Annotated in this window: 9 protein-coding genes; 2 read left to right on the top strand and 7 right to left on the bottom strand. The window is 57.2% G+C overall.

Going from position 1 to position 12709, the window contains the following annotated elements:
• Positions 1-6: 6 nt before the first annotated feature.
• Together infB and aspT (GOW92_RS21980) are read left to right on the top strand one after the other, a co-directional pair.
• Positions 7-2484, top strand: a complete 2478-nt coding sequence (gene infB / locus GOW92_RS21985; RefSeq protein ID WP_170565022.1) for a translation initiation factor IF-2 — start codon at positions 7-9, stop codon at positions 2482-2484.
• Between the two features lie 486 nt (positions 2485-2970).
• On the top strand, positions 2971-4671 hold the full coding sequence (aspT, locus tag GOW92_RS21980; RefSeq protein WP_170565019.1) for an aspartate-alanine antiporter: 1701 nt from the start codon (positions 2971-2973) through the stop codon (positions 4669-4671).
• 3 nt (positions 4672-4674) lie between these two features.
• Here aspT (GOW92_RS21980) and aspT (GOW92_RS21975) read toward each other — a convergent pair whose 3' ends face one another.
• From aspT (GOW92_RS21975) to GOW92_RS21945, 7 genes are all read right to left on the bottom strand, one after another.
• Positions 4675-6348: an aspartate-alanine antiporter gene (gene aspT / locus GOW92_RS21975; protein ID WP_170565016.1), complete on the bottom strand. Its 1674-nt coding sequence runs from the start codon at positions 6346-6348 to the stop codon at positions 4675-4677.
• Between the two features lie 29 nt (positions 6349-6377).
• Positions 6378-8009 carry a bifunctional aspartate transaminase/aspartate 4-decarboxylase gene (locus GOW92_RS21970; RefSeq protein WP_170565014.1) on the bottom strand — a complete coding sequence of 544 codons (1632 nt, stop codon included), beginning with the start codon at positions 8007-8009 and terminating at the stop codon, positions 6378-6380.
• Between the two features lie 309 nt (positions 8010-8318).
• On the bottom strand, positions 8319-9146 hold the full coding sequence (locus GOW92_RS21965) for an alpha/beta hydrolase (RefSeq protein WP_170565011.1): 828 nt from the start codon (positions 9144-9146) through the stop codon (positions 8319-8321).
• Positions 9147-9169: 23 nt separating this feature from the next.
• On the bottom strand, positions 9170-9406 hold the full coding sequence (locus GOW92_RS21960; RefSeq protein ID WP_302477320.1) for a tryptophan 2,3-dioxygenase family protein: 237 nt from the start codon (positions 9404-9406) through the stop codon (positions 9170-9172).
• A gap of 63 nt (positions 9407-9469) precedes the next feature.
• Positions 9470-10498: an L-threonine 3-dehydrogenase gene (gene tdh / locus GOW92_RS21955; RefSeq protein ID WP_170565286.1), complete on the bottom strand. Its 1029-nt coding sequence runs from the start codon at positions 10496-10498 to the stop codon at positions 9470-9472.
• 19 nt (positions 10499-10517) lie between these two features.
• A complete protein-coding gene (locus GOW92_RS21950) occupies positions 10518-11468 on the bottom strand; it encodes a PLP-dependent cysteine synthase family protein (RefSeq protein WP_170565005.1) in 951 nt (316 codons plus the stop codon).
• A complete protein-coding gene (locus GOW92_RS21945; protein ID WP_170565002.1) occupies positions 11468-12652 on the bottom strand; it encodes a glycine C-acetyltransferase in 1185 nt (394 codons plus the stop codon). The genes GOW92_RS21950 and GOW92_RS21945 overlap by 1 nt, the downstream gene beginning before the upstream one ends.
• Positions 12653-12709 lie beyond the last annotated feature (57 nt).

The following is a 12709-nucleotide window of genomic DNA, read 5'->3' as shown; positions in this document are numbered from 1 at the left end:
AGCTTTATGAGCGATAATGACGGCAAAAAGACATTGGGTCTTCGTGGCGGGGCACGCCCCGGAAATGTGAAACAGAGTTTCAGCCACGGACGCACCAAGAATGTCGTGGTGGAAACCAAACGCAAACGCGTGGTGGTTCCCAAGCCGGGCGCCGGCAAACCGGGTGGCGGAGCAACGCCCTCGGGTGATCCGTCGCGCCGCCCTGCCGGGATTTCCGATGCGGAAATGGCCCGCCGGATGAAGGCTCTGCAGGCCGCCAAGGCCCGCGAGGTCGAAGAGGCCGCTGCGCGCGAAGCCGCAGAAAAGGCGCGTGAAGAAGAACGCGCCCGTCGTCGTGCGGAACAAGAGGCCAAAGAACGCGAACAGCGTGAGGCCGAAGAAAAGGCACGCGCCAAGGCCGAAGAAGAAGAACGCAAGCGCAAAGAGGCGGAAGATGCCGCCAAACGCGCAGCTGCTGCCCCGGCGGCCGTCGAAGAACCCAAAGCGGCACGCAGCCCGGCCAGCAAACCTGCCCCAGCGGCGGCTCCGCGTAAGCAGGATCGCGAACGCGAACAGCGTGGTCGTGGCAAAGGGCGCGACGACAACCGCCGCTCTGGTAAGCTGACACTGGGTCAGGCAACCGGTGGTGAAGGCAACCGTCAACGCTCGATGGCGTCGATGAAGCGCAAGCAAGAGCGTGCGCGTCAGAAAGCCATGGGCGGCCCGGTCGAGCGGGAAAAGGTCATCCGCGACGTTCAGTTGCCCGAGGCGATCGTGGTCTCGGAACTGGCCAACCGTATGGCCGAGCGTGTGGCTGACGTTGTCAAATCGCTCATGAACATGGGCATGATGGTTACTCAGAACCAGACCATCGACGCCGATACTGCTGAACTGATCATCGAAGAATTTGGCCACAAGGTTACACGTGTCTCAGATTCGGATGTTGAAGACGTCATCAAAGAAGTCGAAGACAGCGATGACGACTTGCAGCCGCGTCCGCCGGTCATCACCATCATGGGTCACGTCGACCACGGTAAGACATCGTTGCTGGATGCGATCCGCGACGCGCGCGTTGTGGCGGGTGAGGCCGGGGGCATCACCCAGCATATCGGCGCCTATCAGGTGAAAACTGACGGCGGCACCACGCTGACCTTCCTGGACACACCGGGTCACGCGGCCTTTACCTCGATGCGCTCGCGCGGTGCTCAGGTCACGGATATCGTGGTTCTGGTTGTGGCTGCCGACGACGCGGTGATGCCGCAGACGATCGAGGCGATCAATCACGCGAAAGCGGCTGAAGTCCCGATGATCGTGGCGATCAACAAAGTCGACAAACCGGATGCAAACCCGGACAAGGTGCGCACCGATCTGCTGCAGCATGAAGTCATCGTCGAGAAAATGTCGGGTGATGTTCAGGACGTCGAAGTATCCGCCATCACTGGTCAGGGTCTGGACGAGCTGCTGGAAGCTATTGCGCTGCAATCCGAAATTCTGGAACTGAAGGCCAACCCGAATCGTGCCGCTCAAGGTGCCGTGATCGAAGCGCAGCTGGATGTGGGCCGCGGTCCCGTGGCGACTGTTCTGGTTCAGAACGGCACGCTGCATCAGGGCGATATCTTCGTTGTGGGTGAGCAGTACGGTAAAGTCCGTGCGCTGATCAATGACAAGGGTGAGCGCGTCAAAGAAGCGGGTCCCTCTGTTCCTGTCGAAGTTCTGGGTCTGAACGGCACACCCGAAGCGGGTGACGTTCTGAACGTGACCGAGACCGAAGCGCAGGCCCGTGAGATCGCGGAATACCGTGAACAAGCCGCCAAGGACAAACGCGCCGCCGCCGGTGCCGCGACCACCCTTGAGCAGCTGATGCAGAAGGCCAAGGAAGACGAAAACGTCACCGAGTTGCCGATTCTGATGAAAGCGGACGTGCAAGGCTCTGCCGAAGCCATCGTTCAGGCGATGGAGAAGATCGGCAACGAAGAAGTCCGCGTACGCGTTCTGCATTCGGGTGTTGGTGCGATCACAGAGACGGATGTCGGCCTGGCCGAAGCCTCTGGTGCGCCAATCTTCGGGTTCAACGTTCGTGCAAACGCATCGGCGCGGAACACCGCGAACCAGAAGGGTGTCGAGATCCGCTATTACTCGGTGATCTATGACCTCGTGGACGACGTGAAAGCCGCCGCATCCGGCCTGCTGAGCGCCGAGATCCGCGAGAAGTTCATTGGGTACGCCGAGATCCGCGAAGTCTTCAAGGTTACCGGTGTTGGCAAGGTTGCTGGCTGTCTGGTCACCGAAGGCGTTGCCCGTCGTTCCGCGGGCGTCCGCCTGCTGCGCGACAACGTGGTGATCCACGAAGGCACGCTGAAGACGCTGAAGCGTTTCAAGGACGAAGTAGCCGAGGTTCAGTCGGGTCAGGAATGCGGTATGGCGTTCGAGAACTACGACGATATCCGCGCCGGCGACGTGATCGAGATCTTCGAGCGCGAAGAAGTGACCCGCACGCTGGATTGATCCGGTTCTCAAGAGAAACAGAAAACAGCGGCTCTTCGGAGCCGCTTTTTTTATGGGTTGCCGAAAGTCATTGACAGAAAGCGTGCAGTTTTTAGAGCAAAATCATTTCGTGGGAACATGCAATCCTTGCTTAAACTCTGGGTAAATCTGACCTCAGCGTCGGCTTTGTGGGCAAAGATCCCATCGCTTAAACAAAAAAGAAGGCAAGCGCGGAAAGGTTGGCCGCAACACGAACAAAGAGAGCACGAATGTCTTTCGGTTAGAAAAAAGATCATTTCTCAACAAAACAAAGAGAAGGATGCGTGCCCCAAAATTCCAAAATCAGAATTTTCGGTCACCAAACGCATTTGCCTTTTCGTGAATTCTTTCCAGATGCCTTCCTGGTGTTCGCTCAACTCCGGCCATCTAAAATTTACTGTTTCCAAGATAGTTAGGCGCTGTATCTTGTGCAGAACGGATCAGTGTTTAGACGCAGAGGGTTTCATTATGGAATTAATCACTGAACAGCTCCGCACCTATCCTATTATGGCTCTCTTTCTGTGTCTGGGTCTGGGATACGGTGTCGGAAAATTCCGGGTCGGCAAGTTCGAACTTGGGGGAATTGCCGGCACATTGCTGGTGGCGGTTTTCGTAGGTCAGATCGGCGGGATCAACCTCAGCACCGATGTGCAAAATATCTTCTTTTCTCTGTTCATTTTCATGGTCGGATATAACGGAGGACCGCAGTTCTTCGCAGCCCTGAACCGGACTGCCCTGACCAAACTACTCGCCGCATTCATGATGACCCTGTGGGGTTTGTTCTTCGTGATTGTCGTTGCCAGGTGGGCGGGGCTGGACAAAGGACTGGCCGCGGGTCTGGCTGCCGGAGGGTTAACCCAGTCCGCAATTATCGGCACGGCCGGAAATGCTATCGACCTTTTGGGGTTGGCGTCGGATGAGGCTGAAAAGCTAAAGACCAATATCGCGGTTGGCTATTCGGTCACCTACATCTTTGGATCAATCGGTCCGATTCTGGCCGTCAGCGTACTTCCTATCATCATGCGGTGGAACCTGCGGGAAGAGGCGATCAAGCTGGCTCAAAAGCTCAGTGGCGGTGGTCGCTCGCTCGAAGAGGGTGAATTCCTGCCCATGAACCGATTCGATGCGCGGGCGTATCGGGTTCGCGATGGTGCGTCAGTTGTCGGCAGTTCGGTAACAGAAATAGAAGCTGGGTCTAACGAAGATATCTTGGTCGAACGGTTGCTACGCGATGGCGTTGCCACGGATCCAACGCCTGACATGGTGATCAACGCAGGCGACGTAGTAGTTGTGTCCGGGCTAGTTTCTGGTCTGGCAAAGTTCGAAAGTTCGGCCGGAAGCGAGGTCGGAGAATTCCCGCCCGAACTGGTCGTCGTCGAAGAACGGCGCAATGTCGTAATCACCAACCCCAAACTAGCAGGCAAAACCCTTTTGGAGTTGCGTGACGCAATATCTGCCGATCAACGCCGGGGCGTCTACATCTCCAAGATTACCCGCATGGGCCATGATATTCCGGTTCTGCATGACACCGAGATTCACGCTGGCGACGAAGTCAGCATTGTTGGCCACAAGGATGACCTGACCCGTGCGACCAAATTTGCGGGCTATGTGCCCCCATCCGCTTCGGTCACCAACTTCATCGCATTGGGGATCGGTGTCGCGGTCGGATATCTGATCGGTGAGATCAGCTTTACCATCGCCGGAACCAAAGTAGCGCTGGGGTCGGGCCTTGGCTGCCTCGTGACCGGACTGATTATCGGATACTTGCGTATCCGCCGTCCTAAGATCGGCGGCATCAATCGTGGTGCTGCGAACTTCCTGCAAAGCTTCGGTTTAGCGGTTTTTGTTGGTGTTGTCGGCCTGAATGCCGGTCAACCTGCGCTGCAGGCAATTCAGGAGTATGGGATTACATTGCTGTTGCTTGGGTTCGTTGTGACGCTGATGCCGATGATCGTTCAATTTCCAATCAACTACATCGCCCTGCGTATTCGGAACCCGATCGAAGCTTGTGCAGTTGTCACCGGATCTCGATCGGGTAACCCGGGTTTTGCAACTCTGCTTGAAAAGGCAGGAAACTCGACCCCGACCCCGGCTTTCACCATGACCTATGCAGTTGCGAACATCTTCCTGACACTTTGGGGGCCGTTGGTCGTGGCTTTTGTGCCGTAGGGGTCAGAGCAGCAAAAGGATGATGACCGAGCCCCATAGCGCCAACAGCACGTTGCCCACGGCGTAACCCAACCCATAACCAAGCGTGGGCACCTGACTTTGCGCCGCTTCCTGCACGGCGGCCAGTGCTGGGGCCGATGTTCCAGCTCCGCAACAAGTTCCGGCCAGTACGCCTTCGTTGATCTTGAACACTTTGTGGCCGACAAAAATGGCCGAGCCGTGGGCGAGGAGGACTATGGCTAGCGATCCGATAATCAGCGATGGACCGCTTTCCAGAACGCCTGCCACGAAACTGGTGCCGGACGTGATGCCAACGCAGGCCACAAAAACGCATAACCCGACGGAATCGAAAATCCAAAGCGTTGCTTCGGGGACAAAGCCGAATGTTCTGCGAACCGAGCGCAACCAACCTGCAACCAGCCCGCCCAGAAGGACGCCGACGGACGTGCCAAGGCCCAGTTCCACCGCTCCGTATTTCAACGCCGGAATACCGATCAGGCCCCCGATCAAAATGAAGAACGCCACAAAGACCATGTCGGTTTTGCTTGTTTCCCGATCCAGGTAACCCAGCTTGGCGGCTGCGTCCGTGATATGGCTACGTGTTCCGGACACCGTCAGCACGTCGCCTTTGTGCAGTGTTACGCCTCGAAAAATCGGCAGCCGTTCACCGCTGCGCATGATGCCGCGCAAAAACACCGTACGGGCTTCGGGATAGGTCGACAACTCGCCGAGGGTCCGGTTGACCAGCTCGCTATTGGTCACCACGATGTCGTCTGTTTCGACCGGCAGGTCCAGCAATTCGGGATCTTCAACTTCCTCCCCAATCTCATTGGCATGGTCGATCAGGAATGAGCGCATGCCTGCAATTGCCGCGATATCATTGTCCTGCAGAACCATGTCGCGCGACGTGGGCAGGATTTTGTCTCCGCGCCGCACCCGGTCGATATAGGCGCGGACATGATCCGGGACGCGGGCTTCCACCTCTGCTACGGTGTGGCCCGCGAATTTTGGTGCGATGCGATAGGCACGGGCTTCGAAATCGCGGTGTTGAGGAACGATCGGAGTGGAATCGTCATCCAGCTTTGCCTCGTATTCGGCACACGCCTCTTTCAGCGACCGCCCATAAAACCGGGGGGCCAGTTGAGTGTGGAAGAAGATCGTGGCGATGACGCCGACGAAGTATGCCACCGCAAAGCCGGTTGCGATTTCGGCGTCAAATATCTGTTGGGCCGCCTCGTCGGCACCGGTCTTGGCAAAGGCATCGATGGCGACGCCCAATGTTGCACTTTCCGTAGCGCCGCCCGCCAAAAGCCCGGCCGCTATACCAACCGATAGCCCCATCAAAGGCGCCAGCAGAGCGGCTGCTACCAACGCTACGACGCAGAGCAAAACTGTGATCGCGATCTGGGGCAAGGCGCTGGCGTTCAAAGATCGGAAGAACTGTGGACCGGTCCTGTAGCCAATGGAAAACAGAAACAGCATGAAGAACGCCTGCTTCAGGTCGTCCGAAATTTCGACTCCGGTCTGGCCGACAAGAACGCCAGCCAGAAGACAGCCCGCTACCGATCCAACGGTAAACGAGCCGATAGTGATCTTTCCAATCGCATAGCCAAGGGCAAGGCTGCAAAACAAGGCCAATTCGGGGTGAGCGCCGAAGATCTCTCCGATCAGTTCCATGCAGTCCTACCTATTACTACCGAACGACCTCAACCATGGAGCGGTAATCCTTTCGAAGCACGGTAGGCCTGCACATATCCGGTAGCCACGGCCCGCACCGCCCGCCCGATCTGACGATAGGCGCTGTCGTCGAGATTGGCGAAGGACACGCGCGCCGACCAATTCGGTGCGTCAAAGCCCGAGCCGTTCAGCAACACGATCCCGTGGTCCTGCGCCAGTTTGAAGGAGATATCCAGAGGATGAACGTTTTCCTTGATCCACTCGACCACTTCTTCGCCCACGTATTTGCGCAGCCAGAACTCGAAATCGATGATCCCGTAATATTTGTCGAACAACGGGTTGTCTGGAACTTCGATGCCCAACCCTTCGACCAGTTCATCAAAGCGATGCTTCAGAATGCCCCAACAGAACTTCTGATAGGCTTTGTCCTCGTCCATCAATTCAACCAGCGAGAACAATGTCATCATCACTTGTTGAGGCAGCGACAGCCCGGCGGTGTGGTTGAGCGCTACATCCCGACTGTCGGCCACGATCCGATCGATGAACTTGAAAGAGTCGGGATCCGGGGTCAGTGCCTCGTAACGTGCGTTGACAACGGATTTTACGTCATCCGGTGCGTTGGCAATCATCTTGTCGAAGATGTTGTTTTCAGCCACGAGGATCGCGCCGAGGCGCCAGCCCGTACAGCCGAAATACTTGGAGTACGAGTAGACCCCGATGGTATTTTCCGGCAGGTGGCCCATCACCGACTGAAAGTTTGGAACAAAGGTTCCGTAGACATCATCGGTCAGGATGATCAGGTCAGGACGCCGGGTTTTGACAAATTCGACCAGACGAGCCATGATCTCGGGGCTGATCGCGACCGAGGACGGGTTGCCCGGGTTGACCAGAAACAGCGCTTTGACCTTGGGATCGGCCAGTTGCTCGAGATCGTCATCGGTCAGCTGGAAATGATCTTCTTCTTCCGAGGACACATCCACCACGTTCAACCCATAGTCTTCAAGCACGGGCATTTCGAGGTAGGGGGTAAAGATTGGCGTCCCCAGCGCGATGGTGTCACCCGCATTAAGCAGCCTTTGGTTCTTCAGCGCCTTAAAGATGTAGCACATCGCAGCGGTTCCACCTTCGACGGCGTAAATGTCGAACTTGGCATCAGGCCGATGGCCTGAACACATCGCCCACATCACGTATTCATGGACAATCGCCTCGTTGTGTTTCATGCACCGGTCCGGCATCGGATAGTGATCCCCGACAATGCCATCGGTCAACTCCAGAACGAAATCGTCCGGGGTGAAGCCGAATTTTTGAATTGCAAAATCCACCATGGCGACAAGCGTATCCGCGCCCGGAGGGCCGTTCTTGCCTTCGGACGTCTTGCAATAGGCCTTGAGCCTTTCGTAGCACCCGGGCCCCTGCGGCATCCCAGCCAATCCTACCTGCGGTTCATTGCGATGGCGCTGCGCCTCGGTCATCGCGAACTGGCCCAGCAGGAAGAACGCCTCGCGGGCCTTGGTGGCAATCCAGTTCGGATTACCTCGCCCGGCATTCAGATACGGCAATGCCATCTGGCGCGACTCTTTCTGAGCCAGCTTGATGAGCTCGTCTTTAATTTGGAAAGGGCTTAGATTTTCAAACTTATGCAGGTCGAGAGATTCTGGCATGACATCAAATCCTTGCGCTAAAACACGTCGAGTAATTTACCGGACCGTATACGAGGCAATGTGTCAACGAAAACAATAGTATTGGAACGGAACGCCGAATAACCGAAGAATATGAAGCTTCAAAACTGGCCTTAGCTCTGACCATTGTTTCAAAGTAAGCAGAGTAGTGGAAATTGCGATACTCGGGCTACCGGTCAAAGTCTGCTTTGAGCTTGAAACAGACGACGATGGGTTTGCCACAAACCTGCTGTGCGCCGGGGCTGGTATCCGATGCAAAGGCCACGCCTGTCTGAGGTTTGATACGTGTGACTAGCGCGCCGACGGCAGAAACGTGCCGGGATGCATGATGATGTCGAAATGCTGCATCCCCTTTTTCAATTCGAAACTAACGGAATGCCCGGCTTTGCGCAGCAATTCAGCATAAGCCCGACTCTGGCGGATGAACTCGGGCGTGTCGCGCTCGGCCACTGTCACGTGGTACCGCGGGCCCGGCGCGGGCGGGTGCAGCATGGGGGACAGATCATGTACTTCGACCGGGGTCAATTTCAGCGGGTCGTTCACCGAGGTCTGGCTGATCGGTTCCAGATCATAGATACCACTGATCAGGATCACATCCCGCACGCGCAGCCCTGCACGGGCCAATGCATCAGCCGAGGTCGACAAGACCATCGCCACAAGATGCGCGCCTGCACTGTGTCCTGACAGGGTGATCCGTGACGGATCGAATCCCAGCGCACCGGCCTGGGCGGCCAGCCACAACAGCGCATCGCGGCACTCGTCGATCATCTGATTCAGTCGCGCGTCGGGGGCCAGCGTATAGTTCAACGTTGCAAAGGAATGCTCTGCTTCGATCAGGGCGGGCGCCATCATCGCGGATTCGCGCTGGCTGAGCGCTTGCCAATAGCCGCCGTGGACAAAAACATGCAGCGGCGCACCTGTTCCCTTTGCCGGAAAGAAATCCAGCACCTGCGCCGGAGCATCGCCGTAAGCGAGGTTCTCCCTCACCTCCATCCTGGCCCGGTGTTGCGCGCTCAGCGCGGTGTAGCTGTCCAGGTAAGGCGTCAAATCACCACCGATCATGGAACTGGGAGAGTATTCCCGCTCCAGCTCATCCTGAGTGAACCCTCGGTACAGCATTGCCTACTCCTGCTCCGCAAACATCAATTCGGGCGTACATCGAAAAGATCATGGAAGCATCGCAAATCCAAGGCCCTACGCAGAAAGGACACGCCGCTGGAACTGCCGGTGCCAGGTTGGTCACCGATCACGCAATCCACTGCTTGGACATCGTCAAAGCGCCAGCGCTGGAACAGGGATTCGACACCCATCCGCTTTTTGGCCAAGGCGCAAAGGTAACAATACCGGCCCTTATCGCGGAATATTTGTCCCCATACCATTTGCTCCTCCAAACGCATGAGTTCACCCCTGTTTAGGGTCTTAACTTGCGCAACTCCAGAGCGTTAAGTCCAGTCCAGAACAACCTTGCCGGATTGACCAGATTTCATCGCAGCAAAACCTTTGGCAAAATCGTCGACCTTCATTTGGTGTGTGATCACTCGGCTGACATCCAGACCGTTCTGCAGCATGGCGATCATCTTGTACCACGTCTCGAACATCTCACGCCCATAAACGCCCTTTATAGTGATGGCCTTGAACACGATCCGGGACCAATCCACAGGGGATTTCCCGGGTGGAATACCCAACAGTGCGATCTTGCCGCCCATCACCAGCGCCTCGACCATCTGGTCCAGCGCAACTTGGGAGCCGGACATTTCCAGGCCGACGTCAAATCCCTGCTGCATGCCGAGTTCTGTTATGACGTCCTGCAGATCTTCTTTGCTGACGTCCACAGGCCGCACGGTGGGCACGACATGTTCGGCCAGTTTCAGACGATCCGGGTTGATATCGGTGATCACGACATGCCGAGCCCCTGCATGGCGTGCGACGGCGGCGGCCATGATTCCAATCGGGCCAGCGCCGGTAATCAGAACATCTTCGCCAAGCAAGTCAAAGCTGAGCGCTGTGTGAACGGCGTTGCCCAGCGGGTCGAGGATGGCACCAATCTCGTCCGGAACATCCTTGGGCAATGGCACCACATTGAAAGCAGGAAGCTTCAGGTATTGGGCAAAGGCCCCCTGTTCGTTTACTCCGATCCCGCGTGTGCCGGGATCCAGATGGAACTTTCCTGCGCGACTTTGGCGGCTGTCGGTAGTGATCAGGTGGCCTTCGCCGGAACAACGCTGGCCAATCTCAAGACCGGTTACATTGCGGCCCATCTCGACGATCTCACCTGCGAATTCGTGGCCGGTGATCATCGGAATCGGCACGGTGGCGGCAGCCCAGGCATCCCAGTTCCAGATGTGGATATCCGTCCCGCAAATCCCGGTCTTGTTGATGCGGATCAGAACCTCTTCCGGGCCGATCTCTGGTACGGGGGCCTGCACCATCCACAGACCTTCTTCGGGCTTGGATTTCTCAAGCGCTTTCATGGTGTTGGGTCGCATTTGGTCACTCCCACAAATCGGTCGACAGGTACTTCAGCCCACTGTCACACATCACAATCGCTACGCAGCCGCCCTTTTCCGGACCGCGCAACAGTTCAATCGCCCCAGCAAGGTTTGCGCCTGCCGAGTAGCCTGCGAAAATGCCTTCGGTTCGGGCCAGCATCCGCGCCCCGTCCCGCGCCGCCTCGCTCGACACCGACAGATGCCCGGCCACAGATGTGCCGTTCAGATGAACCAGATCGTCCATCGCATAGCCGCCGCCCTGAATCGGGTGATCGGGATTGATGATGGCTTCGCCAGCGATAGCCCGCGCGCCTTCGGGTTCCACGGCATAACAGCGCACTCCGTGCGGGGTGAGAAAGGTAGCGACCCCGGCTAGAGTGCCGCCGGAACCTGCAAAATCGCAAAAGGCCGTAACGGTGCCGCCGGATTGCTCCCAGATTTCCGGCCCCGTACCCGTGGCATGCGATTTGGGGTTACCGGAATGACCGAATTGATCGGCCCGAAAGGCGTTTCGGTCGGCTGTAACGCGTTGTGCGACCTCGTCCACCAAAGCCAGGTCCGCGCCAGAAACCTCGCCGGGTTTACTGCCTTCGGCCTGTGGGACAATGACGACTTCGGCCCCAAGGGCACGCATCATTCGCGCTCGCTCAACCGAGTTTCCGGCGCTCATGACCGCGACAAAAGGATGCCCCAGAATGCCGCAGACAATCGCCAGCCCAGTGCCCATATTTCCCGAGGTCAGTTCAACAACCGTCTGCCCCGGTGACAGGGTGCCTTCTGCGCGCGCCAGTTCGACAATTGACCTTGCTGCGCGGTCCTTCTTCGAGAAGCCCGGCAGCAGGTAATCCAGCTTGGCCAGAATGCGGCCATCCAGATCCAGTCGCTGGCAAATGCGCGACAGGTCGACTAAAGGTGTGTTCCCAATCGCGGGGATCACAGAGGGAAGGATCATTAAATCACTCCCAACTCTTTGCCGACTTTGCCAAAGGCGGCCAGCGCGCGGTCCAGTTCATCCTTTGTCAGAGCTGCGTTCATCTGCGTCCTGATCCGCGCCTGACCGCGTGGAACGACTGGAAAGAAGAAGCCCGAGACATAGACGCCTTCGTCGAACAGTCTTGATGCCATGTCTTGCGCCAGCTGCGCCTCGCCCAACATGACCGGGACAATCGGATGCTCACCAGGCAGAAGATCAAAGCCCAGCTTCTCAAGCCCTGCGCGCCAGTATTTTGCGTTGCCGAACAGTTGCGCGCGCAGCATGTCGCCTTCTTCGACCAGTCGAATTGCCTCGAGACCAGCAGCGACAATAGACGGTGGCAGCGAGTTTGAGAACAGATAGGGCCGCGCCCGCTGCCGTAGCAGATCGATCACTGGCTGCGGCCCGGCGATGTAACCGCCGATTGCCCCCCCAAGTGCCTTGCCCAAGGTTCCCGTCAGAATGTCCACATCGACGCCGAAGTGATCCGGTGTGCCCGCGCCGTTCGGCCCCATAAAGCCTGTCGCGTGGCAGTCATCCACCATGACGATGGCGTCGTATTTGTCGGCCAGCTCTCGGATTTTCGGCAGGTTGGCCAAATAGCCATCCATCGAGAACACACCATCGGTCGCGATCATGATATGTCGAGCCCCATCCTCGCGTGCCTGTTTAAGCCAAGCCTCAAGATCGTTCATGTCATTGTTCAGGTAGCGATAGCGCTTGGCCTTGCACAACCGAACGCCGTCGATGATCGAGGCGTGGTTCAGACCGTCCGAGATGATGGCGTCTTCAGGCCCTAACAAAGGCTCAAACAGTCCTCCGTTCGCATCGAAACAGGCGGCAAACAAAATGGAGTCGTCCTTGTTCAGGAAGTTTGCCAGCCGTTGTTCCAATTCACGGTGAATGTCCTGCGTGCCGCAGATGAACCGGACCGAGGCCATGCCGAATCCCTTGGGTTCCATAGCATCTTTGGCGGCGTCGATCAGAGCGGGGTGATCGGCCAGACCCAGATAGTTGTTGGCGCACAAGTTGATGACTTGTTTGTCGCCCACCGTAATCTCACCGCCCTGAGGCGAGGTGATCATTCGTTCGCGTTTGTACAGACCCTCAGATTCGATCTGCGCGAGGGTGTCCGTGATGTGGGACAGGAATGCATCAGCCATGGCGGTCTCCGTTTGTCTGAGTCGCATATCTAACATAACGGATGTAATTCCTGAATG

This window comes from Ruegeria atlantica (assembly GCF_013032505.1).
Classification (GTDB): domain Bacteria; phylum Pseudomonadota; class Alphaproteobacteria; order Rhodobacterales; family Rhodobacteraceae; genus Ruegeria; species Ruegeria atlantica_F.
Note: the sequence above shows the minus strand (reverse complement) of the source record. Positions and strands in the feature narration are given on the sequence as shown.